Source organism: Mesorhizobium sp. BR1-1-6, assembly GCF_020165355.1.
Lineage (GTDB): Bacteria > Pseudomonadota > Alphaproteobacteria > Rhizobiales > Rhizobiaceae > Mesorhizobium.
Window position 1 is genome coordinate 56,007 of record NZ_JAIUHZ010000021.1, and the last position, 25,612, is coordinate 81,618.

25 protein-coding genes are annotated in these 25,612 nt (G+C 63.9%); 16 read left to right on the forward strand and 9 right to left on the reverse strand.

Annotated elements, in window-relative coordinates; translation table 11 throughout:
- Positions 1–56: 56 nt before the first annotated feature.
- The 3 genes from LB545_RS26550 to LB545_RS26560 all read left to right on the forward strand — a co-directional run bounded on the left by LB545_RS26550 (position 57) and on the right by LB545_RS26560 (position 2,207).
- Positions 57–278, forward strand: coding sequence for a hypothetical protein (locus tag LB545_RS26550; RefSeq protein WP_140496327.1), 222 nt, complete (start codon positions 57–59; stop codon positions 276–278).
- An 80-nt stretch (positions 279–358) separates the two neighbouring features.
- A complete protein-coding gene (locus LB545_RS26555; RefSeq protein ID WP_224706074.1) occupies positions 359–1,144 on the forward strand; it encodes a ThuA domain-containing protein in 786 nt (261 codons plus the stop codon).
- A gap of 13 nt (positions 1,145–1,157) precedes the next feature.
- On the forward strand, positions 1,158–2,207 hold the full coding sequence (locus LB545_RS26560) for a Gfo/Idh/MocA family protein (RefSeq protein WP_224706075.1): 1,050 nt from the start codon (positions 1,158–1,160) through the stop codon (positions 2,205–2,207).
- A gap of 44 nt (positions 2,208–2,251) precedes the next feature.
- Here LB545_RS26560 and LB545_RS26565 read toward each other — a convergent pair whose 3' ends face one another.
- The 6 genes from LB545_RS26565 to LB545_RS26590 all read right to left on the reverse strand — a co-directional run bounded on the left by LB545_RS26565 (position 2,252) and on the right by LB545_RS26590 (position 6,606).
- Positions 2,252–2,500, reverse strand: coding sequence for a DUF680 domain-containing protein (locus LB545_RS26565; RefSeq protein WP_224706076.1), 249 nt, complete (start codon positions 2,498–2,500; stop codon positions 2,252–2,254).
- Between the two features lie 194 nt (positions 2,501–2,694).
- Positions 2,695–3,339: a TetR/AcrR family transcriptional regulator gene (locus LB545_RS26570; RefSeq protein WP_224706077.1), complete on the reverse strand. Its 645-nt coding sequence runs from the start codon at positions 3,337–3,339 to the stop codon at positions 2,695–2,697.
- A gap of 104 nt (positions 3,340–3,443) precedes the next feature.
- Positions 3,444–4,220 carry an SDR family NAD(P)-dependent oxidoreductase gene (locus tag LB545_RS26575; RefSeq protein WP_224706078.1) on the reverse strand — a complete coding sequence of 259 codons (777 nt, stop codon included), beginning with the start codon at positions 4,218–4,220 and terminating at the stop codon, positions 3,444–3,446.
- Between the two features lie 17 nt (positions 4,221–4,237).
- The gene (locus LB545_RS26580; protein ID WP_224706079.1) at positions 4,238–5,269 is read right to left on the reverse strand and encodes a phosphotransferase family protein; all 1,032 of its coding nucleotides are present in this window, start codon (positions 5,267–5,269) and stop codon (positions 4,238–4,240) included.
- The gene (locus LB545_RS26585; RefSeq protein ID WP_263483366.1) at positions 5,266–5,766 is read right to left on the reverse strand and encodes a MaoC family dehydratase; all 501 of its coding nucleotides are present in this window, start codon (positions 5,764–5,766) and stop codon (positions 5,266–5,268) included. The genes LB545_RS26580 and LB545_RS26585 overlap by 4 nt, the downstream gene beginning before the upstream one ends.
- A 24-nt stretch (positions 5,767–5,790) precedes the next feature.
- Positions 5,791–6,606 carry an SDR family oxidoreductase gene (locus LB545_RS26590; protein ID WP_224706080.1) on the reverse strand — a complete coding sequence of 272 codons (816 nt, stop codon included), beginning with the start codon at positions 6,604–6,606 and terminating at the stop codon, positions 5,791–5,793.
- A 120-nt stretch (positions 6,607–6,726) separates the two neighbouring features.
- Here LB545_RS26590 and LB545_RS26595 point away from each other — a divergent pair, with 120 nt between their 5' ends.
- The 6 genes from LB545_RS26595 to LB545_RS26620 all read left to right on the forward strand — a co-directional run bounded on the left by LB545_RS26595 (position 6,727) and on the right by LB545_RS26620 (position 12,629).
- A complete protein-coding gene (locus tag LB545_RS26595; protein WP_140566164.1) occupies positions 6,727–7,965 on the forward strand; it encodes an acyl-CoA dehydrogenase family protein in 1,239 nt (412 codons plus the stop codon).
- A gap of 30 nt (positions 7,966–7,995) precedes the next feature.
- Positions 7,996–9,033, forward strand: coding sequence for a zinc-binding dehydrogenase (locus tag LB545_RS26600; protein WP_140522435.1), 1,038 nt, complete (start codon positions 7,996–7,998; stop codon positions 9,031–9,033).
- 228 nt (positions 9,034–9,261) lie between these two features.
- Positions 9,262–10,428, forward strand: coding sequence for a glycosyltransferase family 87 protein (locus tag LB545_RS26605; protein WP_140496317.1), 1,167 nt, complete (start codon positions 9,262–9,264; stop codon positions 10,426–10,428).
- Complete coding sequence (locus tag LB545_RS26610; protein WP_140496316.1) at positions 10,421–11,407, forward strand: glycosyltransferase family 2 protein; 987 nt, start codon at positions 10,421–10,423, stop codon at positions 11,405–11,407. The genes LB545_RS26605 and LB545_RS26610 overlap by 8 nt, the downstream gene beginning before the upstream one ends.
- Complete coding sequence (locus LB545_RS26615; RefSeq protein ID WP_140522433.1) at positions 11,404–12,225, forward strand: ChbG/HpnK family deacetylase; 822 nt, start codon at positions 11,404–11,406, stop codon at positions 12,223–12,225. The genes LB545_RS26610 and LB545_RS26615 overlap by 4 nt, the downstream gene beginning before the upstream one ends.
- Positions 12,222–12,629: a GtrA family protein gene (locus tag LB545_RS26620; protein WP_140496314.1), complete on the forward strand. Its 408-nt coding sequence runs from the start codon at positions 12,222–12,224 to the stop codon at positions 12,627–12,629. Before LB545_RS26615 ends, LB545_RS26620 begins: the two co-directional genes overlap by 4 nt.
- 55 nt (positions 12,630–12,684) lie before the next feature.
- On the opposite strand, the gene LB545_RS26625 is transcribed toward LB545_RS26620, so the two are convergent.
- The 3 genes from LB545_RS26625 to LB545_RS26635 all read right to left on the reverse strand — a co-directional run bounded on the left by LB545_RS26625 (position 12,685) and on the right by LB545_RS26635 (position 18,071).
- Complete coding sequence (locus tag LB545_RS26625) at positions 12,685–15,816, reverse strand: efflux RND transporter permease subunit (RefSeq protein ID WP_140522431.1); 3,132 nt, start codon at positions 15,814–15,816, stop codon at positions 12,685–12,687.
- The gene (locus LB545_RS26630; protein WP_140496312.1) at positions 15,813–16,967 is read right to left on the reverse strand and encodes an efflux RND transporter periplasmic adaptor subunit; all 1,155 of its coding nucleotides are present in this window, start codon (positions 16,965–16,967) and stop codon (positions 15,813–15,815) included. The genes LB545_RS26625 and LB545_RS26630 overlap by 4 nt, the downstream gene beginning before the upstream one ends.
- A gap of 279 nt (positions 16,968–17,246) precedes the next feature.
- The gene (locus tag LB545_RS26635) at positions 17,247–18,071 is read right to left on the reverse strand and encodes a MurR/RpiR family transcriptional regulator (RefSeq protein WP_140496311.1); all 825 of its coding nucleotides are present in this window, start codon (positions 18,069–18,071) and stop codon (positions 17,247–17,249) included.
- Between the two features lie 143 nt (positions 18,072–18,214).
- On the opposite strand from LB545_RS26635, the gene LB545_RS26640 reads away from it, so the two are divergent.
- The 7 genes from LB545_RS26640 to LB545_RS26670 all read left to right on the forward strand — a co-directional run bounded on the left by LB545_RS26640 (position 18,215) and on the right by LB545_RS26670 (position 25,611).
- Entirely contained in the window at positions 18,215–19,033 is an 819-nt protein-coding gene (locus LB545_RS26640; RefSeq protein WP_140522429.1) for an N-formylglutamate amidohydrolase, read from the forward strand.
- Positions 19,034–19,052: 19 nt separating this feature from the next.
- Positions 19,053–20,609 carry an amino acid permease gene (locus tag LB545_RS26645; RefSeq protein ID WP_140496309.1) on the forward strand — a complete coding sequence of 519 codons (1,557 nt, stop codon included), beginning with the start codon at positions 19,053–19,055 and terminating at the stop codon, positions 20,607–20,609.
- Between the two features lie 99 nt (positions 20,610–20,708).
- On the forward strand, positions 20,709–22,079 hold the full coding sequence (locus LB545_RS26650) for a glutamine synthetase family protein (RefSeq protein ID WP_140496308.1): 1,371 nt from the start codon (positions 20,709–20,711) through the stop codon (positions 22,077–22,079).
- A gap of 60 nt (positions 22,080–22,139) precedes the next feature.
- The gene (locus LB545_RS26655; protein ID WP_140522427.1) at positions 22,140–22,592 is read left to right on the forward strand and encodes a hypothetical protein; all 453 of its coding nucleotides are present in this window, start codon (positions 22,140–22,142) and stop codon (positions 22,590–22,592) included.
- Entirely contained in the window at positions 22,589–23,005 is a 417-nt protein-coding gene (locus LB545_RS26660) for a type II toxin-antitoxin system VapC family toxin (protein WP_140522425.1), read from the forward strand. Before LB545_RS26655 ends, LB545_RS26660 begins: the two co-directional genes overlap by 4 nt.
- A 30-nt stretch (positions 23,006–23,035) precedes the next feature.
- Positions 23,036–24,421, forward strand: a complete 1,386-nt coding sequence (locus LB545_RS26665; protein ID WP_224706081.1) for an aldehyde dehydrogenase family protein — start codon at positions 23,036–23,038, stop codon at positions 24,419–24,421.
- Between the two features lie 17 nt (positions 24,422–24,438).
- Complete coding sequence (locus LB545_RS26670) at positions 24,439–25,611, forward strand: iron-containing alcohol dehydrogenase (RefSeq protein WP_140556534.1); 1,173 nt, start codon at positions 24,439–24,441, stop codon at positions 25,609–25,611.
- Position 25,612: the final 1 nt, after the last annotated feature.

Sequence of the window (25,612 nt, forward strand, 5' to 3'; positions counted from 1 at the left end):
CCCGGAACGTTTGCCGCCCGCGCCCGTTTGCGGCAACAGGTCGAGGGAGAATGCCGATGCCATCGAAGTCCACGCCGAAGTCGCCCGGGAAAAGCTCGGCCGTGCGCTCCCTGGAGCATGAGCGGCATCACGGCGCCGACGCCGAAGAGGAACTCGAGGAAGGCCTCGAGGATACGTTCCCGGCCAGCGATCCTGTGTCGATCACGGGGACGGCTATCCCCGGCGCCCCCGCAAGGCCGGGCAAAGCCAAGACCGTTCCCGGACGCAAACCGCGCTGATTTCCCCAGCTTCGGTTGAGGAGCCATCTTTCCAAGACGGCGCCAAGTGGGATATTCAAAGCGCTTTGGGAGATCGTAAAATGCCGGTAAAAGCCGCCGTCTGGGGCGAGAATGTCCATGAGCAGACCAATGCCGCCGTGCGCGGCCTTTATCCCTTGGGCATGCATGGGACCATCGCAGCCGCGCTCAACCAGGATAAGGGCATCGAGGCGACCACCGCCACCTTGCAGGAGCCGGAGCACGGCTTGAGCGAAAGCCGGCTGGCTGCCACCGATGTCCTGCTCTGGTGGGGCCATGCCGCCCATGGCGAGGTCAAGGACGAGATCGTCGAGCGCGTGCAGAAACGGGTCTGGGAAGGCATGGGTCTGATCGTGCTCCATTCCGGACACTATTCGAAGATCTTCAAGCGGCTGATGGGCACGCCTTGTTCGCTGAAATGGCGCGAGGCGGGCGAGCGCGAGCGCGTCTGGGCCATCAACCGCGGCCATCCGATCGCGCAAGGCATCGGCGAGTGCCTGGAGATCGGCGAGACGGAGATGTATGGCGAGCCCTTCGCGGTGCCGGAGCCGCTGGAGACGGTGTTCGTCTCCTGGTACGAAGGCGGCGAAGTCTTCCGGTCGGGGCTGACCTATCAGCGCGGCGCCGGACGGATCTTCTATTTCTCGCCCGGCCACGAGACCTACCCGATCTACCACAATGAAGGCGTGCAGCAGGTGCTGCGCAACGCCGTGCATTGGGCGCACAATCCCGCATCCGCATGGTCCGGCATCATCAATGCGCCGAACGTGCCGACAGACCAGGCCAAGGAGAAGATCGTCCAGAAGGGCCTGCGCCTGCATGCCGACGGCGACAAGGGCCTGAGTTAGGCGTGAGTTGAAGATGCACCGCCTCCTTCTGCTCGGCACCGGTGGCATTGCCGGACATCACGTCGAGGAGTTCGCCAGGATTCCAGGCTGCACAATCGTCGCCTGCGTCGACCAGGTGCCGGGCCGGGCGGCGAGGTTCGCCGCCGCCAACCAGATCAGCCAGTCTTTCGAGAGCCTGGAAGCGGCGATCGGCTGGGGTGCGTTCGATGCGGCCATCAATGCGACGCCGGATGGCGTGCACAAGGCCACGACGCTGGCGCTGCTTGCCCATGGGAAACACGTCTTTTGCGAAAAGCCGCTGGCGCCGAACCATGCCGACGCGCTTGCAATGACGGAAGCGGCCGAGGCGGCCGGGGTCGTCAACATGGTCAACCTGACTTACCGCAACTCGCCGGCGATCGAGGAAGCGCGACGCATGGTGCAGGCCGGCGAGATCGGCGCATTGCGCCATGTCGAGGCGAGCTACAAACAGAGCTGGCTGGTCAGCAAGTCATGGGGCGACTGGCGCATCGAGGACAAATGGCTGTGGCGCCTGTCCAACCGGCACGGCTCGACGGGCGTGCTCGGCGATGTCGGTATCCACATTCTGGATTTCGCAAGCTATGGTGCCGACCAGGACATCGCCACCCTGCACGCCGACCTGGTGACGTTTCCCAAGGCCGAAGGCGATCGGATCGGCGATTATGTGCTTGATGCCAACGACAGTGTCGCAATGACGGCGCGGTTCAAATCCGGGGCGCTCGCGACGATCGTCGCCAGCCGCTACATGACCGGCCACGCCAACGACCTGTCGCTGGCCATGCATGGCACCAAGGGCGCCATCAAGGTCAACACAGACGGCAAGATTTCGCGCCTGTCGGCCTGCCTGGGCGAGGACATCGACCAGCAACGTTGGCGGACACTGGCGCTGCCGGATGTGAAGCGCAACGCGCTGCGTTTCGCCGAAGCGCTCGATACGGGAAGGAACGGCGATCCATCCTTCCGTCGCGCCGCCGACATGCAGAGGCTGATCGACGCGGCCTTCGAGAGTTCGTCGTCCAGACTGCCGGTCACGATCGCCTGAATCACATCTGGCCGGCTGCACCAGCCAGGCGTGTGTTGCCGCTATCAGAACGCGCTCGGCACGATCCAGGGATTGATGCTGATGCCGAGGCGCGGGCCCTTGCCTTCAGCGGTGGTTTCCATGACGCCCTTTTTCTCGAGCGAGCCGGTCGATGCGCAATCGAGCTTCACATTGGCCTTGGTGTCGACGCAGGTCGCGGCGGGTACGTGCTTGACCGGGTGTGTCGTGTTGGCGGCAAGGGCCGAGCCCGAAAGTGCCAGCACGGCGGCGAGGGTGAGGAGGGTCTTTTTCATTGTCCGTCTCCGGGTTCGATGGGTGAATTTGTTCTCGTACATGTACGGTATTCCGTACAAATACGCCCACCGATCGCGGAGTTCAAGCCAGAATCGTACGCGTACGGAATTTTTTGTTAACCAAGGAAATCCGCCCCGCTTGGCACGTTAAACGCGGAGCGGCGATGAAGCGTGGTTACGCAAGGAGATATCGTTCAGCAGTTGACCTGTGTCTCGGTCAGCGGGGGCACGTTCTGTGTGCTGAGCGTGGCAAGGGTGAAATCGCACATCCGTTTCACGAAAGCCTGCGGATCACCGAAGGGGTAGAAGGGGAAGGTGATCAGCAGCGAGATGGTGCCGTGGCCGACCGCCCACAGCATGGTAGCGATGGCGCGCGGATCACCCTGCAACTTCCCCGCGGCGACGCAGGCCTCGACCCTGCTGATCAGCACCTTCATCGCCGGGTTGCTTTCTTCCATGTCCTCGTAGCTCCGGCCTGCCGGCAGCTTGGTCTTTTCGGTCATGAAGACGGTGCGGTATTCATTGGGATTGCCAAGTCCGAACGCGGCGTATTCCGTCATCACTGCTTGCAGCGCCTCGATCGGATCGTCGGAAGGATGCTCCTCGATGCGCCGGGCAAGCGTCTCGAACGCATCCTCGGCCAGCGCGAACAATATGTCCTGCTTGTCGGCGAAATAGGAATAGACCGACATCGGCGCGTAGCCGACGCGCTTGGCCAGCTTGCGGATGGTCAGGCCCTCATAGCCTTCCTCCTGCACGAGCTTGTGCGCGGCCTCCACAAGTTCGGAACGCTGTTCGGCCTTTTGTTTCTCGCGGCGTGTCTGGGCGCTCACCGGCAATATCGCCTGCCTCTGCTGGTTGGGGGCCAACTGAATTATATACGCTGTACGGAAACGGACAAGGGCGTCGCTGGTTCCCGTCGCAGGTTCCCAGGCGGCAGGCGTCAGATGGCGCCGACGCCGCCGTCGACAGCCAATGTGTGGCCGGTCATGAAGGAGTTGGCGGGGTCGGCGGCGAACAGGATCACCGGGGTGATCTCATCCACTTCGGCCACCCGCCTCATCGGCACGCCGCGCGTCAGTTCGGCCAGGGCGTCGGCTTCCGGAGCGCCGGAGACGCGCACGAAACTGTCGACCATCGCCGTTCTCGTGTGCGCCGGACAGACCGCGTTGATGCGCAGGCCCTTGCTGGCGTATTCAATTGCCGCCGACCGGGTCAGCCCGACCACGCCGTGCTTGGCGGCGGCATAGATCGAGAGCTTCGGCGCGCCACCCAGTCCGGCGGCGGAGGCGATGTTGACGATGGCGCCGCCCTTGCCGTCAGCCTTGAACTGCCGCTCCATCTGCTGGATTTGGTGTTTCATGGCATAGAAGACGCCGAGCAGATCGATTTCGATCACGCGGCGCGCCTCCTCCGAGGCGACCTGCGGCAAACGCACGAAACTCTGGACGATGCCGGCATTGTTGACCGCGACATCCAGCCGGCCGAATCTTTCGACCGCCAGAGCCACCAGCGCCTGCGACAGCGCCTCGTCGGCGATGTTTCCGGCCAGGACCGCCGTCTCGGCATCGAGCGTTTCGGCAAAGCTCCTCAAGGTTGGTTCATCGAGGTCGGAGAGGACCAGCCGCGCGCCTTCGGCGGCAAAAGCTTTGGCCGCGCCGCGGCCAAGCCCGCCCGCGGCACCCGTGATCAACACCGTTTTTCCGTCGAAGCGGCCCATCGATTATTTCTCGTCGATCAGTTTCGGTCGATCAGTTTCGCGGCGAGGTGCGAAAGCAGTTTCACCGCCTCGCCATAGGTCCTGGCCTTTTCCGGGTTCGAGGCATTGCCGTCCAGCGCGCGCTTGTAGACGCCCTGGCAGATCGCGGCCAGCCGGAAGAAGGAGAAGGCGAGGAAGAACGTCCAGTTGCCGATGCCGGTGAGCCCGCGCCGCCGGCAATAGGTGGCGACATAGTCCTCTTCCGAAGGCAGTCCGAGCGCGGCGCGGTCGATACCGCCCAGGCCGCGAAAGCCCGAGCTATGCGGCAGGCGCCATTGCATGCACTGGTAGGCGATATCGGCAAATGGATGGCCTGATGTGGACAGTTCCCAGTCGAGCACCGCCATCACCTTCGGCCGGTCCGGCGCGAATATCAGATTGTCCAGCCGGTAGTCACCATGCACCAGCGAGACACGGCCGTCGTCGGCGGGCCTGTGCGTCTCCAGCCAGTCGATCAGCCGGTCCATGTCGGCAATGGCACCGGTCTCCGAGGCGCGGTACTGACTGGTCCAACGCGCCAGTTGGCGCTCGAAATAGTTGCCCGGCCGGCCGAAATCGCCGAGACCCACGGCCTCGATATCGACGCCGTGCAGGGCGGCGAGCGTGGCGTTCATGGCATCGTAGATGGCCGCGCGCTCGCCATTGTCGCGCGCTTCCGGCAGTGCCGGGTCCCAGAAGATGCGGCCGTCGATGAAATCCATGACGTAGAACATGCGGCCGATCGGCGAGTTCTCGGCCGAGAGATGCAGCATCCGCGGCACCGGCACGGCGGTGCCCGAAAGGGCGCTCATCACCCTGAATTCACGGTCGACCTGATGGGCCGATTTCAGCAACTGCCCCGGCGGCTTGGCGCGCAGCACGTAGCGGCCGCTGGCCGCCGTCAGCAGATAGGTCGGGTTGGATTGGCCGGATTTGAATTTTTCGACGGAGGAAAGTCCGGCAAAACCGGGGATCCGCGCCTCGAGATAGGGCGAAAGCGCTGCCTGGTCGAGCGCGTTCGGGTCGCTCATGCGGTCTCTGGCTGGCGTTCGATCAGGGTCAGCGTCAGCCAGCGGGCGGTGAGCGCCGGTTTCTTCGAGCCCTCGATCTCGATCGTCACGTCATGGGCCGTCTGCACCCAGCCCGAGGGTCTGACCTTGACGTCGGCCAGCACGAAACGGGTGCGGATGCGCGCGCCGGTCTTCACCGGCGCCAGGAAGCGCAGCGAATCGAAGCCGTGGTTGACGCCCATCTTGCCGTTTTCCAGCGGCGGCATGGTCTCGAAGGTCATTGCCGACAACAGCGACAGCGACAGGAAGCCATGCGCGATGGTGCCGCCGAACGGCGTCTCGCGTTTGGCCCGCTCGGGATCGCAATGGATGAACTGGTGGTCGTCGGTAGCGTCTGCGAACTGGTCGATCATGCGCTGCGTGACCACCCGCCATGGCGAGACGCCCACCTCCTTGCCGACGCTGGCCAGAAGCACATCGAGACTGATCGGTTCCACGCGGATGTCCTCCAGTTTCATCCCCGGCTTCCCCGGCCGGACATGTCATTCCTTGAACAGGGTCAGCCCATGCTGCACCGACTGTCCACCGTCAATCGGCAGGATGGCGCCGGTGACATAGCTGCCTGCACGGCTGCACAAATAGAGCGTTGCGCCGGCAATGTCATCCGGGGCGCCGATACGGCCGATCGGAACGTGGCTGCCGACATGCCTGGCCTGTTCCTCAGTGGCAGTGGCAAACGCCGTCATCCGGCTCTGGAAGGGCCCAGGGGCAAAGGCGTTGACGGTGATGCGGCGGCCGGCGAATTCCAGCGCCAGGGTGCGCGTCAGGTGATGAACGGCCGCTTTGGAGGCGGTGTAGGAGTAGGCGTCGTCGGCCAGCGGCTGCGTGCCCATCACCGAGCCCAGATTGATCACCCGGGCCGGATCCTCGTCGCTGGCAGCGGCTTCGAGCAGCGGCAGCAGTTCGCGGGTCAGGTGGAAGACGGCGGTGACGTTGACGCCGAACACCTTGGCCCAGGCATGATAGGGGAAGCTCTCCAGCGGCGCTCCCCAGGACACGCCGGCATTGTTGACCAGGATATGCAGACGGTCGGCCCGCGCCTTGACCTCGCCGACCAAGGCGGCAATGCCGGCCTCGCTGGAAACGTCTCCGGCAAAGCCTTCGGCCCGGCCCGGCGCGCCAAGCCCGTTCAATTCCTCGGCGACCTTGATGCAGTCCTCGCCCTTGCGCGAGGCGATCATCACCGTTGCGCCGGCCTTGACGAGGCCCGTCGCCGCCATGCGGCCGATGCCGGTCGCCGCGCCCGTGACCAGCGCGGTCTTGCCGGCCACCGAAAAAAGATCGTCGAGATAGCTCATCGAACTCCTGCGCCTTTCATCGGCGGATCGGGGAAAGCGTTCGCGTTGACAAGGCTATCCGAAGTACGGTCATCCTTGCCACTGACAAAATGCCCGGCCTGAATGAAGGGTTAGCAACCGATGACGGAGATGAATCTCGGCATGACGGAGCGGCTGAGGCCGATCCACGCGCGCGTCGCGGCCATGGTGCGCGACGAGATCATGCCGCTCGACAAGGAATTCCTCGGTGAAGTCGGCAAGGCGGGCGACCGCTGGACATACACGCGGCGCCAGACCGAGATCCTCGAAGGGCTGAAGACGACCGCAAGAGAGCGCGGCCTTTGGAATTTCTGGCTGACCGGCTCGGAACGCGGCTACGGTCTTTCCACCGTCGAATACGCCTATCTGGCCGAGGAGATGGGCAAGGCGCATCTCGGCGCCGAGACCTTCAACTGCTCGGCGCCCGACACCGGCAACATGGAGGTGCTGGAGCGCTACGGCTCGGCGGAGCACAAGAAGGCCTGGCTGGAGCCGCTTCTCGACGGAAAGATCCGCTCGGCCTATCTGATGACCGAGCCGGACGTAGCCTCGTCGGATGCCACCAACATTTCGATGCGCTGCGAACGGCGCGGCGACGGCTATGTGCTGAACGGCGAGAAATGGTGGGCCTCTGGTGCCGGCGATCCCCGCTGCGCCATCTATATCGTCATGGTGAAGACCTCCGATGGAGAGCCGAAGCACAGGCGGCATTCGATGATCCTCGTGCCGGCGGACACCAAGGGTGTCAGCAAGCTGCGTCCAATGCAGGTCTACGGCGACGACGACGCGCCGCACGGCCACATGCATCTTCGCTTCGACAATGTGCTGGTGCCGGCGTCGAACCTGATCCTCGGCGAGGGCAGGGGTTTCGAGATCGCGCAAGGCCGCCTCGGCCCCGGCCGCATCCATCACTGCATGCGGGCCATCGGCCAGGCCGAGATGGCGCTGGAGCTGCTGTGCCAGCGTTCGGTCCGCCGCGAAGCGTTCGGCCAGCCATTGGCGAAACTCGGCGCCAATTTCGACATCATCGCCGAATGCCGCATGGAGATCGAGATGGCCCGCCTGCTCTGCCTCAAGGCGGCGTGGATGATCGACCAGGGCGACGCGCGCGCCGCCGCGCCCTGGATCAGCCAGATCAAGGTGGTCGCGCCACGCGTGGCGCTGAAGGTCACCGACGAGGCGGTGCAGATGTTCGGCGCGCAAGGCATCAGCCAGGACACGCCGCTGGCGCGCTCGTGGACGCATCTCAGGACGCTGCGCCTCGCCGACGGGCCGGATGCCGTGCATCGCCGCCAGGTGGCGCGGGCGGAGCTGAAGAAATACACGCAGGAGAAGGTCTGAGATGGCCCGGTCCGAGCGGGGAGACAGCCGATGAGCATCCCGTCCGAAATGAAGGCGCTGCTCCTGGTCGGCGACGGCTACACCAGGACGCCGAGCGGCAGCACGCTGGAGGCGATGGAGCCCTATCTCCAGCCAGGCAGTATCGCAGTGCCGGCGCCTGGGACGACGCAAGTGCTGATCAAGGTCAGCCTTGCGTCGATCAATCCGTCCGATGTCGCCTTCATCAAGGGCCAGTACGGCCAGCCGCGGGTCAAGGGCCGGCCGGCCGGCTTCGAGGGCGTCGGCGTGATCGTTGCCGGCGGCGACGAGTCCTATCCCAAGAGCCTCGTCGGCAAGCGCGTTGCCTTCGCCACCGGGCTCTCCAATTGGGGCTCATGGGCCGACTATGCCGTTGCCGAAGCCGCCGCCTGCATTCCGCTCCTCGACACCGTGCGCGACGAGGATGGGGCTGCCATGATCGTCAATCCGCTTACCGCGCTCGCCATGTTCGACATCGTCAGCCGAGAAGGCGAAAGGGCCTTCATCATGACCGCCGGCGCCAGCCAGCTCTGCAAGCTGATCATCGGGCTGGCCAGTGAGGAAGGATTCCGGCCTATCGTCACCGTGCGCCGCGACGAGCAGATCGCGCTGCTGAAGGAAATCGGCGCCGCCCATGTGCTCAACGAGAAGTCGCCCGATTTCGAAGCCTCGCTGCGCGAGGTGATAAAGGCCGAACAGCCGCGCATCTTTCTCGATGCGGTGACCGGGCCACTGGCCTCGGCCATCTTCAACGCCATGCCGAAGCGCTCGCGCTGGATCATCTATGGACGGCTCGATCCCGAGGCCACGATCATCCGCGAACCCGGCCAGCTGATTTTCCAGCACAAGCACATAGAGGGCTTCTGGCTGAGCGAATGGATGCGGCAGCATAAGGATCGCCGCGGTCCTGCGATCCTCGAGGCGCAGAAGCGCTTTTCCGACGGGCGCTGGACGACCGACGTGACGGCTGTGGTGCCGCTGGCCGAGGCGATGGCGCGCGTGCCGGCGGAACTGGCCAGGCCCAATGGCAAGGTGTTCATTCGGCCGTAAAGCAGGGGGTGTGCGGTTGAGCTGCATTCCGGTTCATCGAGAGCACAGCTGCTATAACCTTCGAGGGCCGGAAAGAGGGTGGTTTGTTGGCTGCGATCGTTCAATGTCATCGGCGGCCACGCCGTTCGATCCCCCTATGCCACCCCGCTTTGTCCGTGATATGCCGCCGCCAATGAACGCTGGGACAGTGCCGGACCGGGCCTGTTCCGGATTGGTGTGGGGTGCTTGGTGAGGATTTCCAAACCGGTTTTCGACCGCCTGGGGCTTGGCCTGTGGATCGGGGCATTCGCGGTCGTGCTTGGCCTGGTCCTGTGGTCGCCCGATGCGCGCACCGTATTGCACGCCTACAGATATGGCAGTGTGGAGTTTCTCGCCGGCCGGCCGCTCTACGACCTCGAGTCCGAGATGGGATACCTTTACACGCCCGCCTTCGCCGCGCTCTATATTCCGTTCTTGAATCTGGGACCGCATCTTGGCGGGCTGGTCTGGCATGCCCTCGGTTTCGCCGTTCTCACCCTTGCCGCGGCGCGGCAGGTGCGCAAGCTGGGCGGACAGGAGCAGACCTGGCTGCTTTCCTTCGGCCTCTTCCTCGCTTTGCCGATGACGCTGGGCGCCATCCGCAACGGGCAGGCGACAATCCTGCTGACCGGCGCCTGCTGGCTCTTGACCCTGTCGGCACTGGAAGGACGGCGTGCGGAGACCTTTTTCTGGGCCTCGCTTGCCATAACGGCCAAGCCAACCGCGATCATCATGCTGCTGTTGGTGGGGGCGTTGCGCCCGCGGCTGATACCGGTGCTGGTGCTCGCGGTGCTGTTCGTGCTCGCCATCCCCTACGCTTTCGCTCCCGCCGGCTACCTGAACGAGCAGTATGGCGATTTCGCCCGCATGCTGACGTCGATGGCCGTCGACAAGACCAGCCATTTTGTTCCTACCGATTTCACCGCGCCCTTTATCGAGATGGGGCTGCCCGTTCCGGACTCGGCTGCCACGGCGGTGCGCGTCGTGATCGGCCTGCTGACGCTCTCGATCGTGCTCTGGTTCGACCGCAAGCTCGAACAAGGAGCGGCCGGACTCGCGATCTTCCTGGCGGCCGCCTTCTACATGTGCGTCTTCAACCCGCGCGTCGAGCCCAACACCTATGCGATGATCGCGGTACCCGCCGGCCTTGCCATTGCCCTGTTGTGGCGCGAAGAAAAAGGTGGCGTCCTGGCCTGCGTGCTGTCCATGACTTTATTCCTGACAGGTTTGACCGGTGTCGAGCGCCACATGCATGACTTTCTCTATCCCTGGTTTCGGCCGATCACGGTCACTTTCATCGCCTGCTTCCTGATATGGTGGTTCTGGGCCAAGGCGCGACAAAAATTGGTGAATGTGGAGCCTGTCGCCCATGGCTGAGATGCGCCCGAGACTCGACATCGTGGCGCCGTTCTTCAACGAGGCGCAATCGGCGACGGCTTTCGCGGCATTGCTCGACGCGCTCGAGGCGGCGGTGTCGAGCCGCTTCGGCATGCAGGTCCACAAGATCCTGGTCGACGACGGCAGCCGGGACGATAGCGCCGGGCGGTTTTCGCAGGCACTTTCGGGATCCTGGGAAATCGTGCGCCTCAGCCGCAATTTCGGCAAGGAGGTCGCCGTGCTCGCCGGCCTCGACCACTCGCGGGGCGACATGGTGCTTGTCATGGACGCGGATCTGCAGCACTCCCTGGAGACCAGCCTGAAGATGATCGTCGAGCTGGCTGAGAATCCGGACGTCGACGTCGTCTACGCGCAGAACGACCGGCGCGGGGCAAGCTGGCGGCGCAGCCAGTTGGCGAAACTGTTCTACAGTCTGATCAACAGCAGCCAGCGGTTCGATATTCCCGAGAATGCAGGCGATTTTCGCGTCATGCGCGGCACCGTGGCGCGCGCATTGACCAGCCTGCGCGACAAAAGGCGCTTCAACAAGGGCCTGTTCGCCTGGGCCGGCTTCCGCCAGAAGGCCATATCCTATTCGCCGGAAAACCGCGCCAGCGGCAAGTCGAAATGGAGCCGGCTCAACCTGATCGCCTTTTCGTTAGAGGGGTTTACGTCCTTTTCGGTGATTCCGCTGCGCCTGATCAGCCTCAGCGGACTGCTTGCGGCGTTTGCCGGCGCGGTCTACGGCGCGAAAGTGCTCTTCGAGGTGCTGTTCTACGGCATTGCCGTTCCAGGCTATCCGAGCCTGCTGGTCGCCGTGGTGCTGCTCGGCGGCCTCAACCTGACACTTCTCGGGCTGATCGGTGAATATGTCTGGGTCACCCTCAGCGAAAGCAAGGATCGCCCGGTCTACATCGTGCGCGATATCGTGCGCAGCGATGTTCCCGCCAGATCGGCGCCGGGCGTTTCCGGGGCATGATGCGCGGCATCCGCCTGATCGCCGACGATTACGGCCTGGCGCCCGGCGTCTCGGCGGCGATCCTCGACCTGCTCGATCGCGGGCGGCTAACGGGCACCGGTTGCATGACCGGTTTCGCGGAATGGCCGGGGGAGGCGGAACGCATCAAGCCGCTGTGCGGCCGGGTCGCCGTCGGCCTGCATCTGACCTTGACGGACCAGCCGGCCGTGACCGGCCCGTCGAGCCTGGCGCCGGAAGGCCGGCTGCCGCCGCTCCGCTCGCTGGCATTGCCGATCCTGCGCGGCGGCATCGAGACCTGCGACGTCCATGCCGAGCTCGACGCCCAATTTGGCCGCTTCGTCGAGGCGCTCGGGCGCAGGCCCGATTTCATCGACGGCCACCAGCATGTGCATTTCCTGCCAGTCGTGCGTAAATGGCTGCGGGTGCGTTTCGCCGGAGATGCCGGCAGACCGTGGCTGCGCGGCGCGCCGGCACTGGCCGGCAGCGGAGCGGCGGCATCGAAAATTGCGGCGATCGCCGCCCTGGCAACTGGTTTCAACCGATCCATGCGGCGCGCCGGCTTCACCGTGAGGGCGCCGCTCGCCGGCATCTATGACTGGCGGCAGTCGGAAAAGTTCGCGCCCGCCCTGCAAACCGCCGTTGAAAGCCTGCCGGAAAAGGGACTTTTCATGTGCCATCCCGGGCATGTCGACGAGACGTTGCGTGCACGCGACCCGATGCAAGATGTGCGCGACGTCGAATTCGCGGTTCTCGCCTCCGATCATTTCGGCGCAAACCTGGCTCGCGCGCGTGTCGGCGTCATGGACGGCATGGCATGAGTGCCGATCAGTCCCGGCGTTCGACCGGCAACAAGATTATCCGCTTCGCCATTGTCGGCCTGGTGAACACGGCCATCGACCTTGCCGGCTTCTTTCTGCTGCTCAAGCTGCACGTGCCGCCGCTGCCCGCCAACGTTGCGTCCTGGTTCATTGCCGTCACCTTCTCCTTCGCGGCCAACGGCTTCTGGTCGTTCGAGCGCGATCCGGCCATCCGGCTGCATCATGCCTTTCTTCGCTTCGCCTCGCTCGGCGCGCTGATTTCGCTCGGTGTCTCCAGCCTCGCGATCGCGCTGTTCGCCGGTGTTGTCGGCGTGTGGCCGGCAAAGATCGGCGGGGTGGTTGTGGCGGCGGTGCTGAATTTCCTCGCCGCGCGCTGGTCGATCGAGGGCCGTCTCCTGAAATAGCAGGCTATTTCCCCACGAAAATTCCGGACCCGCCACACGGTCTCCTGGAATTTCCCTATTCAGCCGGCTCCACATCGGTGTAGGCGGCTTCCTCGAGTTCGCGCTTCAGCCGCGCCTCCTCGTGGGCCTTCGGCGTGACGAAGCGGCCGAGCAAGAGATAGGCGACGGGGGTCAGGAACAGCGTCGAGACGGTGGCCAGCCCCAGTCCGCCGACGATCACCCAGCCGAGCGCGATACGGGCCTCGGCGCCGGCGCCCGCCGCCAGCACCAGCGGCACGCCGCCGAGCACGGTGCAGATCATTGTCATCATCACCGGGCGCAAGCGAATGGTCGAGGCCTGTTCGATCGACTCGCGCACCCCCAGTCCACGATCGCGCAACTGGTTTGCGAACTCGACGATCAGGATGCCGTTCTTGGCCATGACGCCGACCAGCAGCACCAGGCCGATCTGGCTGTAGGCGTTGAGGCTGGTGCCCGAGAGCAGAAGCGCGAAGATGGCGCAGGCGAGGCCGAGCGGCACTGTCGCCATAATGATGACGGCGCTGACGAAGCTCTCGAATTGCGCGGCAAGCACCAGCAGGATGATGACCAGGGCAAAACCGAAGATGGTGACCATGGCGCTGTTGGTCTCACCCAGCGTCGCCGCCTCGGCCAATGGCACGATGCGGCTGCCCGGCGGCAGAAGCGGCGTTGCGATTTCCTCGGCGCGCGTAAGGGCCGAGCCGAGCGCGAAATCGCCGCCGAGGTTGGACGTGATCGCCACCGACGGCTGCTGCTGCTCGCGCGACAGCGAGGGCGGCACGGCACGCTCGGTCAGCGTGGCGATGGTCGACATCGGCACGAAACGGCCGTCAGCCGTCTTTAGGAAGACGTTCTCCAGGTCCGTCGGATCGTTGATCGGGTTGGTGGTCGAAACCAGCTTCACCCCGTAGCTGCGGTCGGCGATGTAGACATCGACGACGTCGTTGCCGTCGAGCATGGCCTGCATGGTGTTGGCCAGTCCTGTGATGTCGATGCCGAGATCGGAGGCGCGCTCGCGGTCGATGGCAACGGAAAGCTGCGGTTGCGTCGGGTCGATGGAAAGCCGTGGCGTCTGGAAACGCGGATCCTTCTGCATCTCGGCGATGATCTTGACGGCCGCGTCGCCGAGCGCCTTGCGGTCGTTGCCGACCAGCGCGAACTGCAGGCCGTTGCCGGCGCCACGGATGCCGAGGCTGTTGGGCTGCACCGGGAAGATACGCACGCTGGGCACCTGGCGGGTGAGCTGGCTGATCTCTGCCATGATCTCCTGCTGGCTGCGGCTGCGCTCGTCCCAGGGCGCCAGCGTCATTACCATGAAGCCTGAATTATAGGCGCCGTTCTGGCCGGCGCTCTCGAAAGTGCTGACGATTTCGCCGGAATCACGCAGCGGCTGGATCAGTTTTTCGATCTTCTGCATCTGCTGCGTCGTGTAGTCGAGGCTGACGCCTTGCGGGGCGCTGATGCGAAGCAGCACGACCGCGCGATCCTCGGTCGGCGTCAATTCCTGGCGGATGGTGCCGAACAGCGCGAATGCGGTGCCGGCGAACAGCAGCGCCACCAGCACCACGATCCACGGCGCGTCGAGGCAGACATGCAGGCTGCGCCGGTAGGCCGCGTTCAGCGCGCCGCCGATGCGTGCGCCGACGCCGTTGCCGCCCTCGTGGTGGAGGGCGGCAGTGGACAGCATGCGCGAGGCAAGCATGGGGCAAAGCGTCAGCGCGACCACGCAGGACAACAGCACCGACATGGCGAGCACGAAGCCGAATTCGCGGAACAGGCCGCCGGTCTGGCCCGGCAGGAAGGAGATCGGCACGAAGACGGCAACCAGCGTCAGGGTGGTGGCGATGACGGCGAAGAACACCTCCTGTGCGCCGAGCACGGCGGCGGCACGCGGCCCCATGCCTTGATTGCGCCGCCGCACGATGTTTTCCAAAACGACGATCGCGTCATCGACGACAAGCCCCGTCGCCAGCACCAGGGCCAGCAGCGTCAGGATGTTGATCGAAAAACCAGCGAGATAGATTGCGGCAATGGTGCCGATCATGGCGACGGGCATCGACAGGCCCGGAATGAGCGTGGCGCGCCAGTCGAGAAGAAAGGCATAGATGACGATCAGCACGATGGAGACGGAAAGCGCGAGCGCGATCTCCACCTCGTGGACGGCGCCGTTGACGAACACCGCGTCGTCGCTTGTGACCTTGATCGACATGCCTTGCGGCAGGTTTGCCTGCAACTTCTCGACCGCGGCCTTGACGCCGGTGGAGATGTCCAGCGTGTTCGATTCCGCCTGGCGGATGATGCCGATGCCGATGCCGGTCTTGCCGTCCGAACGCAACGTGGTCTGGCCGATGTCGGGGCCGAGCGTGACGGTGGCGACATCGCGGATGCGCGTCGTTCCGCCAATGATGATGTTCTCGAATTCTTCCGGCGTCGTCACATCGGCGGTGGTGCGAACGATCAGGTCCTGATTGGTGGTGGTGATCGAGCCGGCGGGTGAATCGAAGGCGACCGAGGCAAGGGCGGTCCTGAGGTCGGCGACGGTGAAGCCCAGGCTGGCGAGCTTGTTCTGATCGACGTCGATGCGGAAGATCTTGTCGCGGTCGCCATAGACCTGGACGTCCGCGACGCCTGGAACGGCAGCCAGTTCGTCCTCGATCTGGTCCTGGACCACGACGGTCATGTCCTGAACCGACATGGTGTCGGAGGTGACGGCCAGGCGCATCACGGGGTCGGAGTTGGCGTCGGCCTTCACGATGCGCGGCGGATCGGCCGTCTCCGGCATCTGGTTGGCGACGCGGCCGACGGCATCCCGCACATCCGAGGCCCCGACATTGAGGTCGACGCCGTCGTTGAATTCGATGGTGACGCGGCTCGAGCCGAAGGAGGAGGTCGAAGAGATCGACTTGACGCCGGAAACGCGGGCAACAGCTCCCTCGATCGTGTCGGTCAGTTCGCGATCGACCGTTTCGGCCGCCGCGCCTTCGAAAGTCGTGGAAACGGTGACGACGGCGCGGTCGACATCAGGCAGTTCGCGGATCTCGACGCCATAGAAGGCGGCGAGGCCGGCGACCGCGATGAGGACATTCAGCACCAAGGCCATGACCGGCCTGCGGATGAACAGGGCGGTAAAGCCGGTCTCGCTGGCGGCGTTGACGGCTCCGGTCATGAGCCTTCGGCCGCGTTCGCGGCGCGCTGCTCTCCGCGGGCGATGCGGACTTCGCCTCCCTCGCTGACGCTCTGGGTGCCTTCGGTCACCACCATGTCGCCACTGTCCAGTTCCGCGTCGATCAACACGGTTTCGGTGTTGCGCTGGATGATGCGCACCGGCACCCGCTTGGCCTTGCCGTTCTCGACCGCCCAGACGTAAGCGCCCTCCGAGCCCCACAGGATCGCCAGCGGGCTGACGGCGGGATAGGTCTCGCCGGGGAATTTCATGGTGATGGCGAACGACATGCCGGCGCGCAGCGAATCGGCCGGGTTGGCGATCGTCGCCTTGACCAGAAGCGTACGGCTGTTCTCGTCGATGTGGTTGTCGATGGCCGAAACCGTGCCGGTATAGCTGTTGCCGGGATTGGCGATCGGCGTCGCCGACAATTGCGCGCCGATCTTGACGGCGGCCGCGAAGCGTTCCGGCACCAGGAAATCGACAAGGATCGAGGAACGGTCGTCGAGCGTGGCGATCGCCGACTGGTTGGTCACATAATTGCCGGCGGAGATCGGCAGGATCCCGACCGTGCCGGAGATCGGGGCGAGAACAGACCGGCGGTGCAGTGCCAGTTCCGCATCCTGTAGCGCCAGCTTGGCACCGGCCAGCACCACTTCGGCATCGGCGACGGCGACCGGTGTCGCCGCATTGGAGGCGCGCAGCGACCTGACCCGGTCGAGCTTGGCCTGTGCGTCCTGAAGCGCGAGCCGGGCACGGTCCTGGGCGATCACTTCGGTTTCGGAATCAAGGGTCGCGATGACCTGTCCCTTGTCGACATGGGTGCCGGACGAAACCAGCAATTCGGCGAGACGGCCGGAGGAGTAGGGGTTGACCGTCACCGACGCATTGGCGCGGCCGGTGCCGATGGCCTGGAGCCGATCGTTTATGGTCGCGGAAATAGCGGGCACGACGACGACGTTGACCTGACGGGCTCGCTCGCCGCCAGCGGATTTCGTGCCGGCGCCGGTTTCAGCCGGAGGCGTTGCCGCGTAGGCCCAGTCTATTCCCCAGCGCGCCAGCACGTCCGGCGCGCCCGGGAAAAAGCGCAGCCAGGCGGCAACCGCCACCACCAGCACCACAAGGGCGAAAAGTATCTGTTTCCAGGCGGCCATCGGCACTCCGGTTGGCAAAACAATCCTTCCGTCCACCGGTTTCCCGAAATAAGCAGACGCAGCGGGGCTATTCTAAGGCAAGAAGCAAGCCCCCGATATCGTGCCTTTATGACAATTCTTCAGTGTCCGCGCACATTAAATATGCGTAACGTTGCCGGTGTTCGTGCCGTTTTGATTTTTTAGTTCACTTCGAGCCGGGCTTTCGAGATTACAACGCTGGCTATGCCGCCCCGACGCCAGTTTCGGACCGAAATCGTTCCAGACTTATCCCGGGCTGCATCAACGCAGGCCTTCCATCTCGCGGATGCGCCGGGCGCCGTCGGCCTCGAGTTGCCTTGTGACGGCGCCGATCAGCGTTTCGGCGACGACGAAGAGCGCCGCCGAGGAGTCCCACGCCGAAGGCACGGCGGTTCGCCCGGCGATGACGTGACGGGCGAAGCGGGCGATCGGCGACAGCCACTGGTCGGTGAACAACACGATCTGCACGCCACGCTGATGCGCCTTCTCGGCGAAGCGGATGAGGCTGTCCTGGTAGCGCCTGATGTCGAAAATGACCAGCACGTCGCGCTTGCCCATGTCGATCAGCCTGTCGCGCCACATGCTTTCCTGACCGGCGAGGTGAATGACGTCAGGCTGGATGATGGCAAGGTGGGCGGCCATGTAGCGCGCCAGCGGATCGGTGAAGCGGCCGCCGATCAGGAATGTCTTGCCGCGACGCTCTGCGAGGCGGGACGCGATGTCGGCAAGCTGCTTGTCGGACAGGTGCCGGAACGTCTCGCGCATATTGTCGAGCGTTGCCTCCAGCATCGGCGACGCCGTGCCGCCGGGCAAGGGCGGATTGAGCGTGCGGGTCGCAGGGGACTGCAATTGCGCCGCCAGTTCGTCCTGCAGGCTCGACTGGAACTCCGGATAGTTCTGGAAGCCGAGCCTGGCGACGAAACGCAGGATCGTCGGCGAGGACACGCCGGCCGCGGACGAGAATTCGGCGACAGTCTTCAGACCGATCATCGGATAGCTCGCTATCAGCGTCTGGGCCGCGCGCCGCTCGCCGGCCGGCATTGTGCCGATGCGGTCGGCGATCAATTCGGCAATACTGGAAATCATCTTTCCCATCCATGGCCCGGCCGACGGTGTTTTCCCCAAATCGCATTTGACAAAGCCGGGCAAACTGTATGAAATCATCCATAGGGACGCAATGAGGCAAAATACGTAACATACGATACAGCGCTCCCCGGGGACCGCAGACTATGGAGAAAGCACGGCCCGCCAGCCTTGCATCGCCTGATGCCGTAAGGGTGACCAACCCGGGCGGATCGAGTCCCTTCGTGCTCACCTGCGACCACGCCTCCAATTTCCTGCCCGCCGAATTCGGCACGCTCGGCCTCACCGCCGAGGACCTGTCGCGTCACATCGCCTGGGACCCGGGCGCGCTGCCCGTTGCGCTGCGCATGGCGCAGGCGCTCGATGCGACGCTGGTCGAAACCTGCATTTCGCGTCTCGTCATCGACTGCAACCGGCCGCTTGACGCGCCGGACCTGGTGCCGCCGGTCAGCGAAACCACGGCCATACCGGGCAACACCGGCCTGTCGGAAAAGCAGCGCGCGGCGCGGGTCGCCCTGTCCTGGCAGCCGTTTCATAACGCCATCGAGCATATTGTCGAAGACAGGCTGGCGCGCGGCCAGGAGACGCGGCTGGTATCGGTGCATTCCTTCACGCCGGTCTACAAAGGCCGAGACCGGCCCTGGCATATCGGCATCATCCACGATGACGACCGCCGGCTGGCAGCGCCGCTGATATCGGCGCTGCGGCACCTTGCCGGCATTACCGTCGGCGTCAACGAACCCTATTCGCCGGCCGACCGCGTCTATTTCACGCTGGAACGCCATGCGCGCCTGCGCGGGCTGCCCTGCGCGATGATCGAAATCCGCAACGATGAAATCTCCGGCGAGACCGGGCAGCGGAAATGGGCGGATTTGCTCACAGGCATCTTTTCGGGTCTGGAACCCGAGGAGACCAGGGGCGCCAGGGAACACGCAACGGGAAAGTCAGTTCAATCGGCCAGCTGAGAACGCAAGGGGACTAAAAATGGCAGCACCTGGATATACCGAAGTTGACAAGGCGGAGGACGTCAAGGTCCTCCACAGCATGGGCTACGCCCAGGAACTGGAGCGGCGCCTCAGCCGCTTTTCGAATTTCGCCGTTTCCTTCTCCATCATCTGCATTCTGTCGGGCGGCATCAATTCGCTGGCGCAGGCAACGTCGGGCGCCGGCGGCATCGGCATCGGCATCGGCTGGCTGGTCGGCTGCTTCGTCTCGTTGACGTTCGCCGTCGCCATGTCGCAGATCAGCTCGGCCTATCCGACGGCAGGCGGGCTCTATCATTGGGGCTCGATCCTGGGCAACCGCGGCACCGGCTGGGTCACGGCCTGGCTCAACCTGCTCGGCCTGATCACCGTGCTCGGTGCCATCAATGTCGGCACCTGGACATTCTTCATCGGCGCCTTCGGACCGGCGCTCGGTATCGAAGGCACGCTGACCAACCAGATGATCTTTCTGGTCATCATCACCGGCGCCCAGGCGCTGATCAACCATCTCGGCATCAAGCTGACGGCCAAGCTCACCGACTTCTCGGGCTACCTCATCTTCTTCGGCTCGATCCTGATCGCCGTGGTCTGCCTGCTCTCCGCCGAAACCTGGGATTTCAGCCGGCTGTTCACCTTCCATAACTACTCCGGCGATGCCGGAGGCGGCGTCTGGCCATCGGTTTCGAATGCCTGGGTGTTCGCGCTCGGCCTCCTGCTGCCGATCTACACCATCACCGGTTACGACGCCTCGGCGCATACGTCCGAGGAGACCATCAAGGCGGCCAGCTCGGTGCCGCGCGCCATGGTCATGTCGGTGATCTGGTCGGCCGTATTCGGCTATCTGTTCCTGGCCGCCTTCGTGCTGATGATCCCGAACATGGACGATGCCGCCAAGCAAGGCTGGAACGTGTTCTTCTGGGCCTTCGACCAGCGCGTCAGCCCTGGCCTCAAGGAGTTCGTCTATCTCGTCGTGTTCATCGCTCAGCTGCTGTGCGGCCTCGCCACCGTCACCTCAGCCTCGCGCATGATCTTCGCCTTCTCGCGTGACGGCGGCCTGCCGGGTTCGTCGGCACTGGCCAAGGTCAGTCCGACCTACCGCACGCCGGTGGCGGCGATCTGGACGGCATCGATCCTGTCGGTGCTGTTCGTCTGGGGTTCGACGCTGGTTTCGGTCGCCGGCACCTCGGCCTACACCATCGTGGTCTCCTGCACCGTCATCTTCCTGTTCCTGTCCTTCACCGTGCCCATCGTGCTCGGCATGCTGGCCTGGGGCACGCCCAAATGGGACAAGATGGGACCGTGGAACATGGGGCGCGGCGTGTTCATGCTGTTTGCGGTCCTGTCGATCGTGTCGATGATCCTGATCTTCGTCATCGGAATCCAGCCGCCGAACGACTGGGCGCTCTACATCACCGTCGGCTTCTTCATCCTGACCGCGATCGTCTGGTTTGCCTTCGAGCGCAACCGCTTCCAGGGTCCGCCGCTCGGCGACATCATCGCGGCGCGCCAAGCGGCGATCAAGGCGGCTGAGCAGGCCGTCGGCGAAACCGGCCACTGAGGCCAGCATCTCACAGCCATGGCCGGCGCATCGCCGGCCATGGCTTCGACCCTTCGAAATCGACAAGCCCAAAATGACAAGCACTGGAGCGCCAAAGGAATGGCCGGAAATTTCTCGTTCGATCAGTTGAAGAAAGCGGTTTCCGGCGGGGAGATCGACACGGTGCTGGCCTGCATCGTCGATATGCAGGGACGGCTGGCGGGAAAACGGTTCCTGGCCCAGTACTTCGTGGATTCCGCGCATGACGAGACGCATGGCTGCAACTATCTCCTGGCCGCCGACATCGATATGGAGCCGGTGCCCGGCTACAAGGCGGCAAGCTGGTCGAAGGGCTATGGCGATTTCGTCATGAAGCCCGACCTCGCGACGCTGCGGCGCATTCCGTGGCTGGAAAAGACGGCGCTCGTGATCTGCGACGTGCTCGATCACCACACCCATGACGACCTGCCGCATTCCCCGCGCGCCATCCTGAAGAAGCAGGTCAAGCGGCTGACGGAGCGGGGCTATATCGGCTATTTCGCCTCCGAACTCGAATTCTACCTCTTCAGCGAGACCTACGATTCCGCCCGCAAGAAGCACTGGCAGGGCCTCGACACCGCCTCGCCCTATATCGGCGACTATCAGATCGGCATCACCACCAAGGAAGAAGGCGTCATGCGACGGCTTCGCAACGAAATGGAAGCGGCAGGCATCCCGATCGAGAACTCGAAGGGCGAGTGGGGGCCGGGTCAGGAAGAGATCAATGTGCGCTATGCCGAGGCCCTCGACATGGCCGATCGCCACGTCATCCTGAAGAATGGCGCCAAGGAGATCGCCGAATCCGAAGGCAAGGCGATTTCCTTCATGGCCAAGTACAATTACGGGCTCGCCGGCAATTCCAGCCACATCCACAATTCGCTCTGGAGCGCCGACGGCAAGACGCCGCTTTTCTTCGACAGACAAGCCGACTGGACGCTATCGAGCCTCGGCCAGCAGTGGGCGGCGGGTCAACTCAAATACGCCAAGGAGTTCACCTGGTTCCTGGCGCCCTACATCAATTCCTACAAGCGCTTCCAGGCCGGCACGTTCGCGCCGACCAAGATCATGTGGAGCGAAGATAACCGCACCGCCGGCTTCCGCCTGTGCGGCGAGGGCACCAAGGGCATCCGCATGGAGTGCCGCATCGGCGGCGCCGACTTGAACCCCTATCTCGCCTTCGCGGCGTTGATCGCCGCCGGCCTTGCCGGCATCGACGAGAAGCTGGAGCTGCAGAAGCCCTTCGTCGGCGACGCCTATCAGGCCTCGCGCCTGCCGGAGATCCCGAAGACGCTGCGCGACGCCACCGACACGCTGGCCAAGTCCAAGATGCTGAAACAGGCGCTCGGCGAGGACGTGCTCGAACACTACGTCCACACCGCTAAATGGGAGCAGTTCGAATACGACCGCCGCATTACGGATTGGGAACTGCATCGTGGGTTCGAGCGATACTAGAAGATAGTATATTACTATCTTTACCTTGATCGGAAACGCGGATTGGACTAAATTTGTACAATGACCGACGGAACCAAATACCATCCGCTTTTCGAGCATCTTCTGTTCTCGGGCCAAGGCCGTATGTCCATGAGCTTCGCGGAGATCGAGCAAGTAATAGGCGGCCGCTTGCCACCGTCGGCGCGACAGCGGCAGGAATGGTGGGCGAACAGCCCGAGCGGGCACAGCCAGGCGCGCGCCTGGTTGCGCGCAAACTATCGGGCGTCCCATGTCGACCTTGCGAACGAACGCGTGGATTTTAAACTGGAGGGATGGCCCGAGGGCTATCGAAAGCCGAACATGGCTACCATGGACAAGACTCCTCCGGGAATGGCGGAGCCAGCGCAGGCCAGCTACGAACTTCCACGGGAAAATATCGACCATCCGCTTTTCGGCATATGGACAGGCAAGGTTACGCTTTGCCCAGGGCATGATTACACTAGGCCGGCTTTTGAGCCTGATGTGCAGCCGTGACGCATAGGCTGCTGCTCGACACGTGCGCGATCATATGGATAGCGCTGAACGAGCCGATCAGGCCGGAAGCCAAGACTGCGATCAATACCGCCGCGGCTGTTGACGAGAAGATCCGGGTTTCCCCCATATCGGCCTGGGAATTGGGCCTGCTGAGCGCCAACGGCCGATTGGCGGCAGCAAAGTCGCCAACAAGCATTTTTGGGGAAGTGATCGCCACGCCAGGCATCAAGGTAGAGGCTCTTTCGCCGGGCTTATTGATTGAATCGTCCTTCTTGCCCGGATCGCTTCACGGCGATCCGGCAGATAGAATATTGATCGCGACGGCACGGGCGTTCGATCTGACGCTCGTGACGCGCGATCAGTCGATACTGGATTATGCGAGAGCGGGGCATGTTCGCGCCCTTGCCTGCTGACGCTTTGCCTTTCGATATGGAGACATCTTCTTGGAAATCGTGAAACTCAAATCCCCTATCGATGGTTCGGTCTATGCCGAGCGTCCGATCGCCACTGACCAGGCGGTCAATGCCGCTGTCGAGCGCGCCAAAGCGGCGCAGGAGAAGTGGGCCGGGACGCCGATCGTCGAGCGCGGCAAGTACATGCTGGCGATGCTCGAAACGCTGGTCGCCATGACCGACGAAATCGTGCCGGAGATTGCCTGGCAGATGGGGCGTCCGGTGCGCTATGGCGGCGAGTTCGGCGGCGTCAAGGAACGCACCAGCTATATGGTCGAGATCGCCGAGGCGGCGCTGAAATCGGTCCCGGCCTCCAATCCGAAGGACGGGTTCCGCCGCTATGTGAAGAAGGATCCGCTCGGCGTGGTCATGGTGATCGCGCCGTGGAACTATCCTTACCTCACCGCGGTCAACACGATCGTGCCGGCGCTGATGGCCGGCAACACCGTCATCCTCAAACACGCCGCGCAGACGCTGCTTGTCGGCGAGCGTTTCCAACAGGCTTTCGACAAAGCCGGCCTGCCCAAGGGCGTGTTCCAGAACATCGTGCTGAACCACGCGCAGACAGAAAAATTGCTTGGCTCGGGCAAGATCGACCACGTCAATTTCACCGGCTCGGTCGCCGGCGGCCGCGCCATCGAAAAGGCAGCGGCCGGCACCTTCATGACGCTCGGGTTGGAGCTTGGCGGCAAGGATCCTGCCTATGTGCTGCCCGACGCCAAGATTGACCATGCAGTCGCCAATCTGGTCGATGGCGCCTTCTACAATTCCGGCCAGTGCTGCTGCGGCATCGAGCGCGTCTATGTGCATGAGAAGGTCTATGACGAATTCGTCGCAGGCTTCATCGCCGAGACGAAACACTATGTCGTCGGCAACCCGCTCGAACAGGCGACGACGATGGGGCCGATGGCGCAGGCCCGTTTCGCCGACTTGATCCGCGAGCAGAAGGCCGAGGCGCTGCGCAAGGGCGCCAAGGCGCATATCAACATGAAGGTGGCTCAAGACAAGGCCGGCTCGCCCTATCTGGCGCCGGAAGTACTGACCGACGTCGACCACCAGATGAGCGTCATGCGCGAGGAAAGTTTTGGCCCGATCGTCGGCATCATGAAGGTGAGCAACGACGAGGAGGCGATCGCGCTGATGAACGACAGCCCCTACGGCCTGACCGCCTCGATCTGGACGCGCGACACCGAGCATGCGGTGGCGATCGGCGACCGCGTCGAGACCGGCACGGTGTTCATGAACCGCTGCGACTACCTCGACCCGGCGCTGGTCTGGACCGGCGTCAAGGACACCGGCAAGGGGGCCGGCTTGTCCGCCATCGGCTACGACAACCTGACCCGGCCGAAATCCTTCCACCTGCGCGAAGCCATCTGATTTTTTGAAAGACAAACATGTCCAAGCTGATCTCCAAATGGAACTACCCCACCACCGTTCGCTTCGGCGCCGGGCGCATCAAGGAATTGCCCGAGGTGCTCGCCGCCACCGGCATCAAGCGGCCGCTCTTCGTCACCGATCCGGGGCTGGCGAAACTGCCGGTCGTCGCTTCGACGCTGAAAATCCTCGATGACGCAAAAGTGCCCTACGGCGTTTTCTCCGAAGTGAAGCCGAATCCGGTCGATTCCAATCTCACCGCCGGCATCGCGGTGTTCAAGAAGGGCAAGCATGACGGCGTCATCGCCTTTGGCGGCGGCTCGGCGCTCGACCTCGGCAAGCTGATCGCCTTCCAGGCGGGACAGACGCGGCCGGTCTGGGATTTCGAGGACATCGGCGATTGGTGGACGCGCGCCAACTCGGATGCGATCGCGCCGATCATAGCGGTGCCGACCACGGCCGGCACCGGCTCCGAAGTCGGCCGCGCCGGCGTCATCACCAACGAGGCGACCCACACCAAGAAGGTCATCTTCCATCCGAAGCTGCTGCCGGCGATCGTCATTGCCGATCCGGAGCTGTCGGTCGGCATGCCGGGCTTCATCACCGCCGGCACCGGCATGGACGCGCTGGCCCATTGCCTCGAGGCTTATTGCGCGCCGGGCTATCATCCGATGGCCGACGGCATCGCCGTGGAAGGCATCAGGCTTGTCTTCGAGAACCTGCCAAAGGCCTATGCCAACGGCAGGGATCTGGTCGCCCGCGCCAACATGATGAGCGCCGCGGCGATGGGCGCGGCAGCCTTCCAGAAGGGGCTGGGGGCGATCCATTCGCTGTCGCATCCCATCGGGGCGCTCTACGACACCCATCACGGCATGACCAATGCGGTTTTCATGCCCTATGTGCTCGCCTTCAATCGCGAGGCGATCGAGGACCGCATCGCGCGGCTCGCCGCCTATTGCGGCATAAGAGGCGGCTTCGACGGCTTCGCCAAGGCTGTCATCAAGCTTCGCAAGGAATTGAAGGTGCCGCATGCGCTGCCAAGCCTGATCAAGGGGCTCGACATGGACAAGAAGCGCAAGGCCTTGATCGCCGATATGGCGGTGGTCGATCCGACAGCCGGCGGCAACCCGGTCAAGCTGACCAAGAAAGCAGCGCTGACGCTGCTCGAAAATGCAATCGCCGGGACGGTGTGAT

Excerpts from the sequence above, each read along its gene's own strand:
- LB545_RS26550 (WP_140496327.1), top strand. The coding sequence starts at position 57 with ATGCCATCGAAGTCCACGCCGAAGTCGCCCGGGAAAAGCTCGGCCGTG.
- LB545_RS26555 (WP_224706074.1), top strand. The coding sequence starts at position 359 with ATGCCGGTAAAAGCCGCCGTCTGGGGCGAGAATGTCCATGAGCAGACC.
- LB545_RS26560 (WP_224706075.1), top strand. The coding sequence starts at position 1,158 with ATGCACCGCCTCCTTCTGCTCGGCACCGGTGGCATTGCCGGACATCAC.
- LB545_RS26565 (WP_224706076.1), bottom strand. The coding sequence starts at position 2,500 with ATGAAAAAGACCCTCCTCACCCTCGCCGCCGTGCTGGCACTTTCGGGC.
- LB545_RS26575 (WP_224706078.1), bottom strand. The coding sequence starts at position 4,220 with ATGGGCCGCTTCGACGGAAAAACGGTGTTGATCACGGGTGCCGCGGGC.
- LB545_RS26580 (WP_224706079.1), bottom strand. The coding sequence starts at position 5,269 with ATGAGCGACCCGAACGCGCTCGACCAGGCAGCGCTTTCGCCCTATCTC.
- LB545_RS26585 (WP_263483366.1), bottom strand. The coding sequence starts at position 5,766 with ATGAAACTGGAGGACATCCGCGTGGAACCGATCAGTCTCGATGTGCTT.
- LB545_RS26590 (WP_224706080.1), bottom strand. The coding sequence starts at position 6,606 with ATGAGCTATCTCGACGATCTTTTTTCGGTGGCCGGCAAGACCGCGCTG.
- LB545_RS26595 (WP_140566164.1), top strand. The coding sequence starts at position 6,727 with ATGACGGAGATGAATCTCGGCATGACGGAGCGGCTGAGGCCGATCCAC.
- LB545_RS26600 (WP_140522435.1), top strand. The coding sequence starts at position 7,996 with ATGAGCATCCCGTCCGAAATGAAGGCGCTGCTCCTGGTCGGCGACGGC.
- LB545_RS26610 (WP_140496316.1), top strand. The coding sequence starts at position 10,421 with ATGGCTGAGATGCGCCCGAGACTCGACATCGTGGCGCCGTTCTTCAAC.
- LB545_RS26615 (WP_140522433.1), top strand. The coding sequence starts at position 11,404 with ATGATGCGCGGCATCCGCCTGATCGCCGACGATTACGGCCTGGCGCCC.
- LB545_RS26620 (WP_140496314.1), top strand. The coding sequence starts at position 12,222 with ATGAGTGCCGATCAGTCCCGGCGTTCGACCGGCAACAAGATTATCCGC.
- LB545_RS26625 (WP_140522431.1), bottom strand. The coding sequence starts at position 15,816 with ATGACCGGAGCCGTCAACGCCGCCAGCGAGACCGGCTTTACCGCCCTG.
- LB545_RS26630 (WP_140496312.1), bottom strand. The coding sequence starts at position 16,967 with ATGGCCGCCTGGAAACAGATACTTTTCGCCCTTGTGGTGCTGGTGGTG.
- LB545_RS26635 (WP_140496311.1), bottom strand. The coding sequence starts at position 18,071 with ATGATTTCCAGTATTGCCGAATTGATCGCCGACCGCATCGGCACAATG.
- LB545_RS26640 (WP_140522429.1), top strand. The coding sequence starts at position 18,215 with ATGGAGAAAGCACGGCCCGCCAGCCTTGCATCGCCTGATGCCGTAAGG.
- LB545_RS26645 (WP_140496309.1), top strand. The coding sequence starts at position 19,053 with ATGGCAGCACCTGGATATACCGAAGTTGACAAGGCGGAGGACGTCAAG.
- LB545_RS26650 (WP_140496308.1), top strand. The coding sequence starts at position 20,709 with ATGGCCGGAAATTTCTCGTTCGATCAGTTGAAGAAAGCGGTTTCCGGC.
- LB545_RS26655 (WP_140522427.1), top strand. The coding sequence starts at position 22,140 with ATGACCGACGGAACCAAATACCATCCGCTTTTCGAGCATCTTCTGTTC.
- LB545_RS26670 (WP_140556534.1), top strand. The coding sequence starts at position 24,439 with ATGTCCAAGCTGATCTCCAAATGGAACTACCCCACCACCGTTCGCTTC.